19 protein-coding genes and 1 pseudogene are annotated in these 17,153 nt (G+C 67.7%); 4 read left to right on the plus strand and 16 right to left on the minus strand.

What is annotated here, in order from left to right:
- The 15 genes and pseudogenes from Q0326_RS13895 to gatC form a co-directional block, all read right to left on the minus strand.
- The coding region (locus Q0326_RS13895; protein ID WP_298691501.1) for an NADH-quinone oxidoreductase subunit H at positions 1-612 on the minus strand (612 nt) is incomplete at its 3' end.
- A gap of 139 nt (positions 613-751) precedes the next feature.
- Positions 752-2,740 (minus strand): NADH-quinone oxidoreductase subunit NuoG, encoded by a 1,989-nt coding sequence (gene nuoG, locus Q0326_RS13900; RefSeq protein WP_298691503.1) that lies wholly within the window; start codon positions 2,738-2,740, stop codon positions 752-754.
- Positions 2,740-3,150 (minus strand): clan AA aspartic protease, encoded by a 411-nt coding sequence (locus tag Q0326_RS13905; RefSeq protein ID WP_298691505.1) that lies wholly within the window; start codon positions 3,148-3,150, stop codon positions 2,740-2,742. Before Q0326_RS13905 ends, nuoG begins: the two co-directional genes overlap by 1 nt.
- 4 nt (positions 3,151-3,154) lie before the next feature.
- Positions 3,155-4,456: an NADH-quinone oxidoreductase subunit NuoF gene (gene nuoF / locus Q0326_RS13910; protein ID WP_298691507.1), complete on the minus strand. Its 1,302-nt coding sequence runs from the start codon at positions 4,454-4,456 to the stop codon at positions 3,155-3,157.
- Between the two features lie 3 nt (positions 4,457-4,459).
- A complete protein-coding gene (locus Q0326_RS13915) occupies positions 4,460-4,609 on the minus strand; it encodes a hypothetical protein (RefSeq protein ID WP_298691509.1) in 150 nt (49 codons plus the stop codon).
- Positions 4,609-4,833: a hypothetical protein gene (locus tag Q0326_RS13920; protein WP_298691511.1), complete on the minus strand. Its 225-nt coding sequence runs from the start codon at positions 4,831-4,833 to the stop codon at positions 4,609-4,611. Before Q0326_RS13920 ends, Q0326_RS13915 begins: the two co-directional genes overlap by 1 nt.
- Positions 4,830-5,498, minus strand: a complete 669-nt coding sequence (locus Q0326_RS13925; RefSeq protein WP_298691513.1) for an NAD(P)H-dependent oxidoreductase subunit E — start codon at positions 5,496-5,498, stop codon at positions 4,830-4,832. The genes Q0326_RS13920 and Q0326_RS13925 overlap by 4 nt, the downstream gene beginning before the upstream one ends.
- A complete protein-coding gene (locus tag Q0326_RS13930; protein ID WP_298691515.1) occupies positions 5,498-5,725 on the minus strand; it encodes a hypothetical protein in 228 nt (75 codons plus the stop codon). The genes Q0326_RS13925 and Q0326_RS13930 overlap by 1 nt, the downstream gene beginning before the upstream one ends.
- Positions 5,722-6,993 carry an NADH-quinone oxidoreductase subunit D gene (locus tag Q0326_RS13935; RefSeq protein WP_298691517.1) on the minus strand — a complete coding sequence of 424 codons (1,272 nt, stop codon included), beginning with the start codon at positions 6,991-6,993 and terminating at the stop codon, positions 5,722-5,724. The genes Q0326_RS13930 and Q0326_RS13935 overlap by 4 nt, the downstream gene beginning before the upstream one ends.
- A gap of 2 nt (positions 6,994-6,995) precedes the next feature.
- Positions 6,996-7,661, minus strand: a pseudogene (locus tag Q0326_RS13940) (NADH-quinone oxidoreductase subunit C); the annotation flags it as partial.
- 148 nt (positions 7,662-7,809) lie between these two features.
- The gene (locus tag Q0326_RS13945; protein WP_298691519.1) at positions 7,810-8,364 is read right to left on the minus strand and encodes an NADH-quinone oxidoreductase subunit B; all 555 of its coding nucleotides are present in this window, start codon (positions 8,362-8,364) and stop codon (positions 7,810-7,812) included.
- Entirely contained in the window at positions 8,355-8,732 is a 378-nt protein-coding gene (gene ndhC / locus Q0326_RS13950) for an NADH-quinone oxidoreductase subunit A (protein ID WP_298691521.1), read from the minus strand. Before ndhC ends, Q0326_RS13945 begins: the two co-directional genes overlap by 10 nt.
- Positions 8,733-8,863: 131 nt before the next feature.
- Entirely contained in the window at positions 8,864-10,336 is a 1,473-nt protein-coding gene (gene gatB, locus Q0326_RS13955) for an Asp-tRNA(Asn)/Glu-tRNA(Gln) amidotransferase subunit GatB (protein ID WP_298691523.1), read from the minus strand.
- Positions 10,337-10,448: 112 nt separating this feature from the next.
- Positions 10,449-11,930 (minus strand): Asp-tRNA(Asn)/Glu-tRNA(Gln) amidotransferase subunit GatA, encoded by a 1,482-nt coding sequence (gatA, locus tag Q0326_RS13960; protein ID WP_298691525.1) that lies wholly within the window; start codon positions 11,928-11,930, stop codon positions 10,449-10,451.
- Between the two features lie 130 nt (positions 11,931-12,060).
- Complete coding sequence (gene gatC, locus Q0326_RS13965; protein ID WP_298691527.1) at positions 12,061-12,348, minus strand: Asp-tRNA(Asn)/Glu-tRNA(Gln) amidotransferase subunit GatC; 288 nt, start codon at positions 12,346-12,348, stop codon at positions 12,061-12,063.
- A gap of 106 nt (positions 12,349-12,454) precedes the next feature.
- Between gatC and Q0326_RS13970 the strand changes: the two genes are divergently transcribed.
- From Q0326_RS13970 to Q0326_RS13985, 4 genes are all read left to right on the plus strand, one after another.
- A complete protein-coding gene (locus tag Q0326_RS13970) occupies positions 12,455-13,573 on the plus strand; it encodes a DUF3089 domain-containing protein (protein ID WP_298691529.1) in 1,119 nt (372 codons plus the stop codon).
- On the plus strand, positions 13,570-14,031 hold the full coding sequence (gene ruvX / locus Q0326_RS13975; RefSeq protein WP_298691531.1) for a Holliday junction resolvase RuvX: 462 nt from the start codon (positions 13,570-13,572) through the stop codon (positions 14,029-14,031). The genes Q0326_RS13970 and ruvX overlap by 4 nt, the downstream gene beginning before the upstream one ends.
- Before the next feature lie 170 nt (positions 14,032-14,201).
- The gene (locus Q0326_RS13980) at positions 14,202-15,188 is read left to right on the plus strand and encodes an aspartate carbamoyltransferase catalytic subunit (RefSeq protein WP_298691534.1); all 987 of its coding nucleotides are present in this window, start codon (positions 14,202-14,204) and stop codon (positions 15,186-15,188) included.
- Complete coding sequence (locus Q0326_RS13985) at positions 15,185-16,429, plus strand: dihydroorotase (protein ID WP_298691536.1); 1,245 nt, start codon at positions 15,185-15,187, stop codon at positions 16,427-16,429. The genes Q0326_RS13980 and Q0326_RS13985 overlap by 4 nt, the downstream gene beginning before the upstream one ends.
- Before the next feature lie 171 nt (positions 16,430-16,600).
- On the opposite strand, the gene Q0326_RS13990 is transcribed toward Q0326_RS13985, so the two are convergent.
- Positions 16,601-17,153 (minus strand): SPOR domain-containing protein (locus Q0326_RS13990; RefSeq protein WP_298691537.1); only part of this gene is annotated, 553 nt, incomplete at its 5' end.

The following is a 17,153-nucleotide window of genomic DNA, read 5'->3' on the forward strand; positions in this document are numbered from 1 at the left end:
GAGCAGCGGATTGAAGCCGTTGGCGTTGATGATGCCCAGCACCTCGCCCTTCTGCGCGAGCACGATCGTCTGCATGTTGAAGCTGCCGGCCCACAGCACCACCGAGATCAGCACGAAGCCGATCGCGACCTCATAGCTCACCATCTGCGCCGCGGCGCGGATCGCCGAGTAGAAGGGATATTTGGAGTTGGACGCCCAGCCCGCGAGGATGACGCCGTAGACGCCCAGCGACGAGGCCGCGAGGATGTAGAGCAGGCCGACATTGATGTTGGCGAGCACCGAGAAGCTGCTGAACGGGATCACCGCCCAGGCGATCAGCGCGACCGTGAAGGTGATCACAGGCGCGATCAGGAACAGCGTGCGGTTCGCCGCCGTCGGGATGATCGTTTCCTGGAGGAACACTTTCAGGCCGTCGGCGAACGACTGCAGCAGCCCGAACGGGCCGACCACGTTGGGGCCGCGGCGCAGCGCCATCGCTGCCCAGATCTTGCGATCGACATAGATGATCATCGCCACCGCCAGCATCACCGGCAGCGCGATGATCAGGATGTCGAGGATCGACGCGATGAAATACGCCCAGCCGTACGGGAGCGCGGTGAACCAGGAGATCATGCGAGCGTCTCCTGAATCCGGACGCACTGTTCCCCGGCGAAAGCCGGGGTCCAGGCCCCAGCCCGGACTTGGCAGTCCGCATCCCACGGAGTGCGGGCCTGGGCCCCGGCCTTCACCAGGGAACGGGATAGGCGTGCGCTCATTCTGCGGCCTCCGCGAAGCTCTCGCCGTGGAGCAGTTCCGCCGAGCAGCGCTGCATCGTCGGCGACGAGCGCGCGATCGGGTTGGTGAGGTAGAAGTCGTTGATCGGATAGACGATCGGACCCGACACGTCGCCGCCGCGCGGCGCGACATCGAGCGCGCCCGACAGCACGATGCCCTCGTTCGCCAGCGTCGGATACGCGCCCGAGATCTGAGCACGCAGTTCGCCGAGATTGTCGAACGGCAGCGTCCTGCCCAGCACTGCGGAGAGCGCGCGCAGGATCGTCCAATCCTCGCGCGCGTCGCCGACCGGGAACACAGCCCGCTCGGCGCGCTGGACGCGACCCTCGAGATTGACCCAGGTGCCCGGCTTCTCGGTATAGGCCGAGCCCGGCAGGATCACGTCCGCGACGCGCGCACCGGCGTCGCCATGCGTGCCGATATAGACTTTGAACGCGCCAGCGAAGGGCGACAGGTCGGTCTCGTCGACGCCGAGCAGGAACAGCAGCTTGGGCGCCGCCGCCGCGACCGCCGCGAGGCCGCCTTCGGTGACGAAGCCAAGCTCGAGCGCACCGACGCGGCCGGCGGCGGTGTGGAGCAGACCAAAGCCCGCGCCCAGCGCCGCGGCGGTCTGCCGCGCGGCACCGTAGCCGCCCTCGATCGTGCAGGCGCCCATGCCGGCGATGACGATCACGTCGGTGGCACCGGTCAGCGCCTCGGGCAGGTCGCCGAGCGCGGCGATGTCCTCGCCCAGCCACTCGACCGGGTAGGTCAGATCGACCTGCGGGCCGATCGCGAACACTTTCGCGCCCTTCTTGACCGCCTTGCGGATGCGCGTGTTGACCAGCGGCGCTTCCCAGCGCGGGTTGGAGCCGACCAGCAGGATCGCCCTGGCATGTTCGACCCCGACGATCGTCGGGTTGAACCGCCACGCGGCCGGCTGCGACACGTCATAGAGCGCGCCGTCGACGCGCGCCTCGTGCAGGCTCGAGCCATAAGCGCCGAGCAGCGCCTTCAGCGCATAGACGCTCTCGACCTCGGCAAGATCGCCGGCGAGACCGCCAATCGCGTTACCGGAAAGACCATCGGCGGCCTTGGCGATCGCCTTGAACGCCTCGTCCCACGTCGCCGACTGCAGCTTGCCGTCGATCCGCACATAGGGTTTGTCGATGCGGTTGCGGACCAGGCCGTCGACCGCGTGGCGCGTCTTGTCCGACGCCCACTCCTCGTTGACGTCCTCGTTGATCCGCGGGAGCGAGCGCAGCACCTGGCGGCCGCGGCTGTCGAGCCGGACGTTCGAGCCGACCGCATCCATCACGTCGATCCCAGGCGTCTTCTTGAGCTCCCAGGGCCGCGCCTCGAACGCGTATGGCTTCGAGGTCAGCGCGCCGACCGGGCAGAGATCGACGACATTGCCCGACAGCTCGCTGGTCGCGGCATGTTCGAGATAGGTCGTGATCTGCATGTTCTCGCCGCGATAGATCGCGCCGATCTCCTCGACCCCGGCGACCTCCTCGGCGAAGCGCACGCAGCGCGTGCACTGGATGCAGCGGGTCATGATCGTCTTGACGATCGGTCCCATGTACTTCTCGGTGACCGCGCGCTTGTTCTCGTCGTAGCGGCTGTGGCCCTTGCCATAGGCCATCGACTGGTCTTGCAGGTCGCACTCGCCGCCCTGGTCGCAGATCGGGCAATCGAGCGGGTGGTTGATGAGCAGGAACTCCATCACCCCCTCGCGCGCCTTCTTGGTCATCGCGCTGTCGGTGCGGACCTCCTGGCCATCGGCGGCGGGCAGCGCGCAGCTCGCCTGCGGCTTGGGCGGGCCGGGCTTCACCTCGACGAGGCACATCCGGCAATTGCCGGCGATGCTCAGCCGCTCGTGATAACAGAAGCGCGGAATCTCCTTGCCCGCGGCCTCGCACGCCTGGAGCACGGTGGCGCCCTGCGGCACCTCGACATCGATCCCATCGACCTTGAGCTTGGGCATCAGTTCTTATCCTCGGTCGCGGGGCGAACGCCCATGGCGAGCGACATGGCGATGTTGGGACTAGCGGGATTGACCGTGACCGTCTGCCGCGACGGGCTGACGACAAGATCCATATCTTCCATCGGGATCGCGCCGAGCAAGGGCTGGTCGCCCAGCACGAGCGCGCCGACGAGGCACTCCCGGTTGGCGAAGCGCACGCGGATCGGGCCGACATAGTCGACCATCTGCGTCGCGCCGTTCGCGACCGTAACCTCGCGCCGGTTCAACATCGGCAGCTGGAGCTGGTTCGCGACATGCTGCGGAATGCACATATGGACGGCGCCGGTATCGACCAGCGCGTTGACCGTCATCGGCAGCAGGTCGTCCTGCCGCGCGTTGGCGCGTTCGATATCGGCGAGGATGATGCCCACCGTCCTACTCCGCCGCCACCGCGAGCGGCGCGTCGCCGCCCTTGCGCGCGGCGATGCGGCGTTCGATCTCGGGACGGAAGTGGCGGATCAGGCCCTGGACCGGCCACGCCGCGGCGTCGCCCAGCGCGCAGATCGTGTGGCCCTCAACCTGCTTGGTGACCTCCTGCAGCATGTCGATCTCCTCGACATCGGCATGGCCTTCGCGCAGCCGCTCCATCACCCGCCACATCCAGCCGGTGCCCTCGCGGCACGGCGTGCACTGACCGCAACTCTCATGCTTGTAGAAATAGGAGATGCGGCTGATCGCGCGAACGATGTCGGTCGACTTGTCCATCACGATCACCGCCGCGGTGCCGAGACCCGAGCCGACCGCACGCAGACCGTCGAAGTCCATCGGTGCGTCCATGATCTCCTTGGCGGGGACCAGCGGCACCGAGGAGCCACCCGGGATCACCGCGAGCAGATTGTCCCAGCCGCCGCGGATGCCGCCACAATGCTCATCGATCAACTGACGGAAAGGGATGCTCATCGCCTCCTCGACCACGCACGGCTTGTTCACATGGCCTGAGATCTGGAAGAGCTTGGTGCCGCGGTTGTTCTCCGCGCCGAAGCTTGCGAACCAGCCGGCGCCACGGCGCAGGATCGTGGGGGCGACCGCGATGCTCTCGACATTGTTGACCGTGGTCGGGCAGCCATAGAGGCCCGCGCCCGCCGGGAACGGGGGTTTCAACCGCGGCTGGCCCTTCTTGCCCTCGAGGCTCTCGAGCATCGCGGTCTCTTCGCCGCAGATATAGGCGCCCGCGCCGCGGTGGACGAACACGTCGAAGTCGTAGCCGGACCCGCAAGCATTGCGCCCGATCAGCCCGGCGTCATAGGCCTCGGCGACCGCGGCGAACAGCGTCTCGGCCTCGCGGATATATTCGCCGCGGATGTAGATGTAGGCGGCGCGAGCGCGCATCGCATAGCCCGCGATCAGCGCGCCTTCGATCAGCTTGTGCGGATCGTGGCGGATGATCTCGCGATCCTTGCACGAGCCCGGCTCGGATTCGTCGGCGTTGATGACGAGGAAATTGGGTTTGCCGGGCTTGGGCTCCTTGGGCATGAAGCTCCACTTGGTGCCCGTCGGAAAGCCGGCGCCGCCGCGCCCGCGCAGACCCGATGCCTTCATCTCGTCGATGATCGGGTCCTGCCCCTTGAGCATCAGCGCCTTGGTGTCGTCCCAGTCGCCGCGCATGCGCGCCGCCGCCAGCCGCCAATCCTGGAAGCCGTAGACGTTGGTGAAGATGCGGTCCTTGTCAGCCAACATGGGTCAAGCACCCTTTCCCACGAGCTTCTCCGCTACGAAATAAACGATGACGCCGAACACCAGCGCGAGGATCAGTCCGAGCGCCGCGACCATCACCTTGATCAGGACGATCGCCAGCACGACGAACACGATGAGAGACAGGATCGCCGGCATCACGCGTCCGCCAGTTCGAGACGCTGCTTCACGCGGCGCATGTCGAAAGACAGGTGATCGATGCTGTTCTGGAGCGCCACCAGATGCGTGTTCACACCCAAGAGTTGCTGCTCCATAGCCGTCTGGCGAAGCTCGACCGACACGAAGCGCTTGTCCAACCCGGCGATGTCGCCGCGGATCGCCTGCAGCATCTCGGTGATGAAGCGGGTTTCCTCGACGGTCATGACCAATGGTCCCGATAATCGTGGTTCTCCGACACCATTTCCTTCAGCGAGGTCGGGCCGCCCTCGGGCGCGCTGACCTGGCGATCGATCTGCGGGCCGGGCGTGGGGGTGCGGCCCTCGGCCAGCGCCTCGAGGATCGCGATCGTGCTGTCGTAGGTGAGGTCCTCGAAATTGTCGTCGTTGATCTGGACCATCGGTGCGTTGGCGCAGGCGCCCAGGCACTCGACCTCGGTCAGCGTGAACAGCCCATCGGGCGTCGTCTTGCCCTTGACCAGACCCTTGTTCTTGCACGCCGCGAGTACGTCATCCGATCCGCGCAGCATGCACGGCGTCGTGCCGCAGACCTGGACGTGGAAGCGGCCGACCGGCGCCATGTTGTACATCGTGTAGAAGGTAACGACCTCGTACACGCGCATGTAGGGCACGTTCACCTGCTTGGCGACGAACTCGATCACCGGCACGGGCAGCCAGCCCTGCGTCTGCGTGTCATTGCCGACCTGGCGCTGCGCCAGATCGAGCAGCGGCATCACCGCGGACTGCTCGCGTCCCTTGGGGTAGCGCGCCAGGATGACCTTGGCCTGCTCGGCATTGGCCGGCGTCCAGGCGAAACCGCCCCAGCGCGCGCGGGTCTCGGCCTCGTCGGGGATGTGAACTGCGTCAGCCATCAGTGAAGATCCGAAATGTCGAGCCTGCGCTCGACGCGTGTCAGCCGCGCGTCGAACCTGTCCATCCTGGCGTTGAGCCCGGCCATCGACGCGACGAGCGTTCCAATATGATCCTCGACCGCGCTTACGCGCAGCTTCACATCGTGCATGTCGCTCTCGATGTTGACCAGCCGGTCGTCCATCCGCCGCAGCCGCTCGAGGATCAGGTTGCCGATCTCGTCGGTCACCGGTCGCACTCCCCGAACACGATGTCGATCGCGGAGAGAATGGCGGTGGTGTCGGCGAGCATATGGCCCTTCATCATGAAGTCCATCGCCTGCAGATGGCTGAATGCGGTCGGGCGCACCTTCACCCGGTACGGCTTGTTGGTGCCGTCGGCGACGATGTAGACGCCGAACTCGCCCTTGGGGCTCTCGGTCGCGACATAGACCTCGCCCTCGGGCACGTGGAAGCCCTCGGTGTAGAGCTTGAAGTGATGGATCAGCGCCTCCATCGAGCGCTTCATCTCGCCACGGCGCGGCGGCGCCGCCTTGCGGTCGTTGGTCAGCACCGGGCCTTCGGGCATCTGGCTGAGGCACTGCTTGATGATGCGCGCCGACTGCCGCACCTCCTCGACGCGCACCATGAAGCGATCGTAGCAATCGCCGCGCGTGCCCACAGGGACGTCGAATTCCATCCGGTCGTAGACGTCGTAGGGCTGCGAGCGGCGGATGTCCCACGGTATGCCCGCCGCGCGGATCATGGGACCCGAAAAGCCCCAGGCGATCGCGTCGTCGCGGCTGACGATCCCGATGTCGACGTTGCGCTGCTTGAAAATGCGGTTGTCCGCGACGAGGCTGATCGCGTCCTCGAACAGGCGCTTGAAGCGACCGTCGAGCCAGTCGCCGATGTCGGTGAGCAGCTTCAAGGGCACGTCCTGGTGCACGCCGCCCGGACGGAACCAGTTCATGTGCATCCGCGCGCCCGATGCGCGCTCGAAGAAGCCGTAGGTGTCCTCGCGCGCCTCGAACAGCCACAGGTTCGGCGTCATTGCGCCGACATCCATGATGTGGCTGCCGAGATTGAGCAGGTGGTTGGAGATGCGCGTCAGCTCGGCGAACAGCACACGCAGATACTGGCCGCGCTCGGGCACTTCGAGGCCCATCAGCTTCTCGATGCCGAGCACGAAGCTGTGCTCCATGCACAGCGGCGAGCAATAGTCGAAACGGTCGAAATAGGGGATGTTCTGCAGGTAGGGCCTGCTCTCCATCAGCTTCTCGGTGCCGCGGTGGAGCAGCCCGACATGCGGATCGACGCGCTCGACGATCTCGCCGTCCAGCTCGAGCACCAGCCGGAGCACGCCGTGCGCGGCGGGATGCTGCGGGCCGAAGTTGATCGTGTAATTCTTGATCTCGACATCGCCGACGGTCGGATCGGCGGGGCGCAGCGCGTCGGGCGACGACAGCGCATAGGCGGAATCGCGCAGAATGTCGGGGGCGTCGGGGAGACCGGCCATCAGCGCTTCACCTCGTCGGCCTTGAGCGGGGTCGGCGCGCCGGGCGCCTGCGCCGCCTTCTCGTCGCCAGGCAGCTGGTAGGCACCACCTTCCCAGGGCGAGAGGAAATCGAAATTGCGGAAGTCCTGCGCAAGCTGGACGGGCTCGTAGACCACGCGCTTGTCGGCCTCCGAATAGCGGAGCTCGACATAGCCGGTCTGCGGGAAGTCCTTACGCAGCGGATGGCCGCGGAAGCCGTAATCGGTGAGGATGCGGCGCAGATCGGGATTGCCGTCGAACAACACGCCGTACATGTCGTACACCTCGCGCTCGAGCCAGCCCGCGACCGGCCAGAGCCCGGTCACCGACGGGATCGCGGTCGCCTCGTCGGTCCGAACATGGACGTGGAGCCGATGGTTGCGAGTCAGCGAGAGCAGGCAGTAGACCACCTCGAAGCGCTCGTCGCCGCGCGCGGGATAGTCGACACCCGCGATCTCCATCAGCTGCTGATATTCGAGACCGGGCGTGTCGCGCAGCGCGCGCAGCACATCGACGAGCCCCGCGCGCTTCACATGCAGCTGGATCTCACCGACGCGCTCGCACGCCTCGACAAGATCATCGCCGAGTGCGGCCTTGGCGGCATCGATCACGCCGTCGTTGGCGGCGAAGCGGGGGTAGCTACTGGGCATCAGAACGTCCCACTTTCAACTCGCACCACACCCGCCCCGTTCGTGCCGAGCGAAGTCGAGGCATCTGCCCCACACGGCAACGCCTGCAGCACGTCCCTCGACTTCGCTCGGGACGAACGGATTTCAAAATAGGCGCTGGCCATCCCGATCACCGTTCGATCGTGCCGACGCGGCGGATCTTCCGCTGCAGTTGCATGATGCCATAGAGCAGGGCCTCCGCGGTCGGCGGGCAGCCGGGCACATAGATGTCGACGGGCACGATGCGATCGCAGCCGCGCACCACCGAATAGCTATAGTGGTAATAGCCGCCACCGTTCGCGCAGCTGCCCATCGAGATGACGTATTTGGGCTCCGACATCTGGTCGTAGACCTTGCGGAGCGCAGGGGCCATCTTGTTGCACAGCGTGCCGGCGACGATCATCACGTCGGACTGACGCGGGCTCGCGCGCGGCGCGGCACCGAAGCGCTCGAGATCGTAGCGCGGCATGTTGACGTGGATCATCTCGACCGCGCAGCAGGCGAGACCGAAAGTCATCCACCACAGCGAGCCGGTGCGCGCCCAGTGGAACAGGTCCTCGGTCGTGGTGACCAGGAAGCCCTTGTCCTGCACCTCGGTCGACAGGTCGTCGAAAAACGCCTTTTCGGGCGGCTGATGCTCGGGCGGGAACGGCGCGGCCGGATCCCGGAAAACCTCTACTCCCACTCGAGCGCTCCCTTCTTCCAGGCATAGGCGAAGCCCAGCAGCAGTTCGGCGAGGAAGCCCATCATCGCCAGCCAGCCGGTCCAGCCGATCTCGCGCAGCGACACCGCCCACGGATAGAGAAAGGCCGCCTCGAGATCGAAGATGATGAACAGGATCGCGACGAGATAGAAGCGCACGTCGAACTGCATCCGGCTGTCCTCGAAGGCGGCGAAGCCGCATTCATATTCGGACAGCTTGTCGGTCGACGGCTTGTGCGATCCGGTCAGCCGCGACACCACCATCGGCAGCACCACGAAGGCGGTCGACAGCAGCAGCGCGACCCCGAGGAAGAGCAGGATCGGGAGATATTGGGCGGCGACGGACGCCATGAACTTCTCCGCAGCGGTTGCGCGCAAATGCGCGGCTTTGATGGGGCGTCTCTAGTCCTGCCGCACCTGCGAAGCAACAGGCGGAGCCGGTGAGAATGACTCGCAACGGCAGGCCGTCGCGGCGCCCGAGGTCAGGCGTCGAGCGCCTTCTTGAGCAGATCGTTGACGACGCCCGGATTGGCCTTGCCGGCCATCGCGCGCATCGTCTGGCCGACGAAGAAGCCGAACAATTTGTCCTTGCCGCCCTTATAGTCGGCGACCTTGTCGGGGTTGGCGGCGATCACCTTGGCGATCTCGGCCTCGATCGCGCCGGTGTCCGAGGTCTGCTTGAGCCCACGATCCTCGACGATCGCACCCGCGCCCTGCCCGGTCTCGAGCATGATCTCGAACACCTGTTTGGCCAGACTCCCCGACAGCGTGCCGTCGGCGACCAGCGCGATCAGCTCGGCGGCCTGCTTGGGGCTGACCGGGCTGTCGACGAGATCGCGGCCCATGCGGTTGAGCGCGCCGAACAATTCCGAGGTCAGCCAGTTCGCCGCAGGCTTGGCGGGGACGTTCTCGGCGAGCATCGCCTCGAACCAGCGCGCGGTCTCGACGTCGGCGGTGAGGATGTCGGCGTTATAGGCCGACAGTCCGAGCTCGCCCTCGTAGCGTGCGCGCTTGGCGTCGGGCAGTTCGGGCAGGCTCGCGCGCGCCGCCTTCAGGAACGCGTCGTCGAGCTCGAGCGGCAGCAGGTCGGGGTCCGGGAAGTAGCGATAGTCGTGCGCATCCTCCTTGGAGCGCATCGAGCGCGTCGCGCCCTTGCCGCCATTGCCGTCGGGATCGAATAGCCGCGTCTCCTGGACGATCGTGCCGCCGTCCTCGATCACGTCGACCTGACGCCGCGCCTCGATCTCGATCGCCGCCATCACGAAGCGCACCGAATTGACGTTCTTGGTCTCGGTGCGCGTGCCGAGCTCGCCGCCGGGCTTGCGCACCGAGACGTTGACGTCGGCGCGCATCGAGCCCTGTTCCATATTGCCGTCGCACGAACCGACATAGCGCAGCACCGCGCGCAGCTTGCGGACATAGGCGCCGGCCTCGGCGGGCGAGCGCATGTCGGGCTTGGAGACGATCTCCATCAGCGCGACGCCCGAGCGGTTGAGATCGACATAGGAACGCGTCGGATGCTGGTCGTGCATCAGCTTGCCGGCGTCCTGCTCGACATGCAGCCGCTCGATGCCGATCGTCTTGGGTTCGCCGCCCTCGGGCTCGATCCTGAGCGAACCTTCGCCGACAAGCGGATGATAGAGCTGCGAAATCTGGTAGCCCTGCGGCAGGTCGGCGTAGAAGTAGTTCTTGCGATCGAAGCGCGACCAGGGGTTGATCTGCGCATCGAGCGCCATGCCGGTGCGCACCGCCTGGCGGATGCACTCGCCGTTGAGCACGGGCAGCATGCCGGGCATCGCCGCGTCGACGAGGCTGACCTGGCTGTTGGGCTCCGCCCCGAACGCGGTCGACGCGCCCGAGAAGAGCTTCGATTCGGAGGTCACCTGGGCATGGACCTCGAGGCCGATCACGACCTCCCACTCGCCCGTGGCGCCCTGGATGCGATAGTCAGTCATATCTTTCCAACCTTCAAACCACATCCGTTCGCACTGAGCGCAGTCGAAGTGCAGCCACCATCCGCGCGTGGCCTTCGACTGCGCTCAGGCCGAACGGAGGTGGGCGTATATCTCACCACCACTGCCCCGGCCGCGCAGTGAAGCCGGCGCGTTGCTCGATCGCGAGCCCCGCATTGAGCACGCTCTGCTCGTCGAGCGCGCGGCCGATGATCTGTAGCCCCAGCGGCAGCCCCTGCCCGTCGAGCCCGCCCGGCACCGACATCGCCGGCAGCCCGGCAAGCGACGACGGCACGGTGAACACGTCGTTTAGATACATCGCCAGCGGATCGTCCGACTTCTCGCCCAGGCCGAACGCCGCGGACGGCGCGGTCGGGGTGAGCAGCACGTCGCATGTTGCGAAAGCCTGCTCGAAATCGCGCACGATCAGCGCGCGGACCTTCTGCGCCTTGGTGAAATAGGCGTCGTAGAAACCCGCCGACAGCACATAGGTGCCGATCATGATCCGGCGCTTGACCTCGGCGCCGAACCCATCCGCGCGCGTCGCCGCGTACATCTGCTGCAGATTGGCGCCGTCGGGCAGATCGCGGAGACCGTAGCGCACGCCGTCATAGCGCGCGAGGTTGGACGAGGCCTCCGCCGGCGCGATGATATAATAGGTCGGCAGCGCGTACTTCGTGTGCGGCAGCGAGACCTCGACGATCTCGGCGCCGGCGTCTTTTACATAGGCAATGCCCTGCTGCCACAGCGCCTCGATCTCCGGCGGCATGCCATCGACGCGATATTCCTTGGGAACACCGACTTTCTTGCCCTTGAGATCGCCCGACAATGATGTTTCCCAGGCGGGCACGGGCAGGTCAAGCGAGGTCGCGTCCTTCGGATCGAAGCCGCTCATCGCTTCCAGCATGATCGCGCAGTCGCGCACGTCGCGCGCCATCGGCCCCGCCTGGTCGAGCGACGAGGCGAAGGCGATCGTGCCCCAGCGCGAGCAGCGGCCATAGGTCGGCTTGATGCCGGAAATGCCCGTGAAGGCGGCCGGCTGACGGATCGAGCCGCCGGTGTCGGTGCCGGTCGCGCCCGGCGCCATCCGCGCCGACACCGCCGACGACGAGCCGCCCGACGAGCCGCCGGGTGCCAGCGCCGCATTGCCGCCGTCGTTGCGCTTCCACGGCGAGATCACATTGCCGAACGCCGAGGTCTCGTTGGAGGAGCCCATCGCGAACTGGTCCATGTTGAGCTTGCCGAGCATCCCCGCGCCCGCGTCGAACAGCTTGGCCGAGATCGTCGACTCATATTGCGGTACGAAGCCCTTGAGGATGCCCGACGCGGCGGTCGTCTCGACACCCTTGGTGCAGAACAAATCTTTTATGCCCAGCGGCACGCCCGACAGCGGCTTGAGATCGCCCAACGCTTTGGCCGCGTCGGCGGCGTCGGCGGCGGCGAGCGCCAGCTCGGGCGTCTCGACGAGATAGGCGTTGAGCGCGCGGCCGGCGACGACGGCGTCGTTGAACGCGGTCGCGACCTCGCGCGCGGAGAAGCTGCCGGTAGCGACGCCGTCGCGGATGTCGGCGATGCCGAGATCGGTGAGATTGGTCATGCGCGTGCTCCCCTATTCTCTTCTTTCGTCATCCCGGACTTGATCCGGGCTCCATAGACGCGGCGCTCGATCATCACGCGCTGCGCGTATGGATTCCCGCCTTCGCGGGAATGACGGGGGCGAGAGCAGGTCATTCGATCACCTTGGGCACGGCGAAGAAGCCGTGTTCGGCTTGCGGCGCATTGGCGAGCACGGCGTCGCGGATGCCGCCGTCGGTCACTCGGTCCTCGCGCAGGCGGAGATGGTTGGGGATCACCGCGGCGAGCGGCTCGACGCCGGTCGTGTCGACCTCGCCAAGCTGCTCGATCCAGCCGATGATGTTGTTGAGTTCGGGCAGCAGCGCCTCGGCCTCGGCATCGCTGGTGGCGATGCGCGCGAGGCTGGCGATCTTGCGGACGGTGGCGAGGTCGACGGACATAAGCGGCGGCTAGCACCGGGCCTGCGATGCTTCAAGCGGCCCCTGCCCTTCCTCTCGTTCCCCCGCTGCTTGCCCGGAACATCCGCCGCCCCTAAGCCGACGCGTCATGGCCGCCCGACGCTTCCTCTATGTGATTGCCGCAATCATCTTCCTGCTGTTCGCCGCAGGGGTGATGTGGACCCTGTTCCCGCAGGCGATCATGCGGCTGACCTTCGTCCCCTCGATCGCCTTCGCGCCGCCCCCGCAGGCCGGCGCCCCCGACTATAACGAGCCCGAGGCGTGGCTGTCGCGGCCCGGCACCCCCGACGATCCCGCGCGCTGGCTGCCGCCCGGCGTGCCCGGCACCGCGCGGACCGACGCGGTCGTCTTCTTCGTGCCGCCGACCACCTATCTCGACAAGCTGCACTGGAACGCGCCCTATGACGACAAGGCGGCGGACGCGCGCGCGCATCTGCTGGTGTCGAGCCAGGCCAGCGCCTTCTCGGGCATCGCGCGGGTCTGGGCGCCGCGCTACCGCCAGGCGACGGTCGGCGCCTTCCTGTCCGCGAAGCCCGACGCCGCGCATGCGCTCGACCTCGCCTACTCCGACGTATCGCGCGCCTTCGACGCGTTCGTGGCGCAGGTGCCCCCCGACGCGCCGATCATTCTCGCCGGCCACAGCCAGGGCAGCTTCCATCTGCTCCGCCTGCTGCGGGCGCGGGTGGCGGGACATGCGATCGCCCGGCGGATCGTTGCGGCCTATGTCGTCGGCTGGCCGATCTCGACCACCGCCGACCTGCCCGCGCTCGGCATGCCCGCCTGCAGCAGGGCGGATCAGGCGCGGTGCCTGCTCAGCTGGGAAAGCTTCGGCGAACCCGCCGATCCCGCCCAGCTGCGCGTGATCTACGACGCCAGCCGCGGCTTTGCCGGCTACCCACGCCGCGGCACGCCCGCGCTGTGCGTCAACCCGCTGACCGGCACGCGCGACGGCGTCGCACCCGCCTCGGCCAATCTCGGCGCGCTGCTGCCCGACGCCCGCTATAGCTCGGCGACGCTGGTGCCGCATCTCGTCCCCGCGCGCTGCGACAGCCAAGGCCTGTTGCTGATCGGCGAGCCGCCCGCGGGATTTGGCGTCGCGGTGCTGCCGGGCAACGACTTCCACGTCTTCGACTATGCTTTGTTCTGGGCGAACATCCGCGCCGATGCCGCACGCCGGCTCGCCGCTTTCGGGAAACATCGCCGATGATCACCGCCGCCGCGCTCGACTATCGCGACGCGCTGCCGGAAGGCGGGCGGCTCGCCGGGCTCGACGTCGGCACCAAGACGATCGGCGTCGCCTATTGCGATTCGGAGTGGACGATCGCGACCCCCGCCGAGACGATCCGCCGCAGCAAATTCGGCGCCGACCTCATCGCGCTGACCGGCCTTGTGCAACAGCAGGCGATCCGCGGCCTGGTGCTGGGGCTGCCGCTCAACATGGACGGCACCGATTCGCCCCGCACCCAGGCGGTCCGCGCCTTCGCGCGCAACCTCGCCCCGCTCAAGCTCCCGATCCTGCTGTGGGACGAGCGCTGGTCGACCGCCGCGGTGACGCGCACACTGATCGCGGCGGATGCGTCGCGGGCGCGCCGGGCGGAGTTGGTGGACAAGATGGCCGCGGCGTACATTCTGCAGGGCGCGATCGACTCGCTGGCGAATTTCTAGCGGCAACCGTCGTTCAGCTCCCTACCCCGTTCGTCCTGAGCGAAGTCGAAGGACATGCTCCAAACGCAGCGCCCGCAACACGCACTTCGACTGCGCTCAGTGCGAACGGATGAAGGGGGCGTCGGTGATGACCGCTTGAGGATGGTGACAGCTCGCACTAAGCGAAACCTATGTCCGAGACGCCGTCCGAATATGCCGTGCCCCAGGGCGTCCACCCCTTCCCGCATCGCCATCTCGTCGGCATCGCCGGGCTGCAGCCGTGGGAGATCGGCTTCCTCCTCGACGAGGCCGAGCAGTGGATCGCGCTCAATCGTGCCACCGCCAAGCATGACGACCGCCTCGCCGGTCTTACCCAGATCAACGCCTTCTTCGAGAATTCAACGCGCACGCTCTTGAGCTTCGAGATTGCGGGCAAGCGGCTGGGCATGGACGTCGTCAACATGCATGCCGCGCAGTCGAGCGTGAAAAAGGGCGAGACGCTGCTCGACACGACCGCGACGCTCAACGCGATGCGCCCCGACGTGATCGTGATCCGCCACGACGCCTCGGGCGCGGTGCAGCTGATCGCCGACAAGGTCGACTGCCCCGTGCTCAACACCGGCGACGGGCGGCATGAGCATCCGACGCAGGCGCTGCTCGACGCGCTGACGATCCGGCGGCGGATCGGGCGGATCAACGGCACGATCGTGACGATCTGCGGCGACGTGCTGCACAGCCGCGTGGCGCGCTCGAACATGCTGCTGCTCGCGACATTGGGCGCCGAGGTCCGCGTCGTCGCGCCGCCGACGCTGCTGCCCCCCGCGGTCGAGCGGATGGGCGTCACCGCCTTCACCGATTTCGACGCGGCGCTCGAGGGGGCCGAGGTGGTGATGATGCTCCGCCTCCAGCTCGAGCGGATGGCGGGCGCCTTCGTGCCGTCGGCGCGCGAATATCATCATTTCTACGGGCTCACCCGCGAGCGGCTGGGCCGCGCCACCAAGGATGCGCTGGTCATGCACCCCGGCCCGATGAACCGCGGCATCGAGATCACCAGCGACGTCGCCGACGATCCGCGCGTCTCGGCGATCACCGAGCAGGTCGAGATGGGGGTCGCGGTGCGCATGGCCTGCCTCGACGTGCTCACCCGCCAGCGCCGCGGCGTCGAGGGCTGGGCATGAGCGGCATCGGCACACTCGCGATCCGCAACGGGCGGATCGTCGATCCGGTCGCGGGCACCGTCACCGAAGGCGGCGTGCTGATCCGCGACGGCCTGATCGAGGCGATCGGCGACATCGAGCACGGGCTGTTCCGCAAGTCCGACGTGGTGGCGGACGCGCGCGGCGCGCTGATCGCGCCGGGTCTGGTCGACGTCGGCGTGTTCGCGATTGATCCGCTGGCGGCGTCCGCCGGCGGGATCACCACCAGCCTGCTGATGCCCGACCAGGCGCCCCCGCTCGACGCCCCTGCGCTGATCCGTCAGGCCGCCTCCTTCCCGGCGCAGGCGATGACCGTCGTCCCCTTCGCGGCCGCCACCGTGGCGCTGGCGGGCAAGGAGATGGCCGAGATCGGCCTGATGAAGCGCGCCGGCGCGGTCGCGGTCTCGACCGGGCGCGGCTGGATCGCGGATTCGGGGCTGATGCACCGGTTGATGACCTATGCATCGGCGTTCGACCTGATCGTCGTCACGCATGCCGAGGACGGATCGCTGACGCAGGGTGCGGTCGCCACCGACGGCGAGATGCCGTCGCGTCTCGGGCTCCCGTCGGCGCCTGCCGTCGCCGAGGCGATGGCGGTCGCGCGCGACCTGATGCTTGCCGAAGAGACCGGCGCCCGCCTCCATTTCCGCCAGCTGACGACGGCGCGCGCGTTCGATCTGGTCCGCGCGGCCAAGCGGCGCGGCGTGCGCGTGACCTGCGGGGTCAGCCCCGCGCATCTGCTGCTCTCCGACTCCGCGATCGGACCGTTCAAGACCTTTGCCCGGCTTTCGCCGCCGCTGCGCGGCGAGGACGACCGCAAGGCGACGATCGAGGCGGTGCGCGACGGCACGGTCGACCTGCTCTGCTCGGGCCACGATCCGCGCGGTCCCGAGGCGAAGCGGCTGCCCTATGTATCGGCAGAACCCGGCATGGCCGGCGCCGAGACGCTGCTCACGTTGGCGCTGACGCTGGTCAAGGACGAGGTGATTGGCCTGCCCCGGCTGTTCGCTCTGCTGGCGACCGCGCCCGCACAGTTGTTCGGGATTGCGGCGGGCCGGATCGCGGTCGGCGCGCCGGCCGACATCATTCTGGTCGACGACGGCAAACCCTGGAAGATCGCCGCCGAGGCGCTCGCCGGCCAGGCCGGCAACACGCCGTTCGACGGGTTGCCGGTACAGGGCCGCGTGCTCAAGACGATCAAGGCCGGCCAGCCGCTCGATTGAGGGGGGCGTCGAGCCCTGCCCTATCGTCATCCCGGCTGAGGCCGGGACTCATACGCGTCGCTTCGCATTCGAAGCGCCTCCGCAATCGCACACGCAGCGCTTGCGCTTCCGGCGCCGCGTTTATGGATCCCGGATCAGGTCCGGGATGAAGGGCGGGGGGTCGGCAAGCGCTCAGCGCGCGGCGAGCTGGACCGGCTTGTCGATCTTCGCCCACTGCACCGGTGCGTCGCCGGCGACGGCGCGCACGAAGCAGGCGCCGCCCTTGGCCCGGATCTGGGTGCACAGTTTGGCGGCGCTGTCGTGATCGGCGAAGCCCGAGACCGACAGCCGGACCAGCGACGTGCCGGATAGGCTGAACTGCGCGCGCGCCGCAGACAGGCCGGCGAGACGCGGCATCAGCTTCGAGGCCTGCGACCAGGCGGTCTGGATCGCCCCGGCGCGCGAATAGGCGCCGAGCTGGACGACATAGCCGCCCGCGCGGAACGGGCTCGCATGCGCGGGCTGGACCAGCACCGCCGAGCGGAAGGACGAGGACGGTGCGCGCAACAGCGGCGGCGGCGTCATCGCCGCCTGCCTCTGACGCGTCTGCGCCGCCAGCACGACGGCGGTCGCCGGCGCATTGGCGGGCGTCGCTGCGGGGATCGGTGCGTCGAGCGGGACCGAGATCGCACCGGCCTGCGCGTCGGCGACCACGGTCGGCGCCGATGTCGGTGCGGGCGGGGGC

It is taken from the genome of uncultured Sphingomonas sp. (assembly GCF_937859915.1).
Lineage (GTDB): Bacteria > Pseudomonadota > Alphaproteobacteria > Sphingomonadales > Sphingomonadaceae > Solisphingomonas.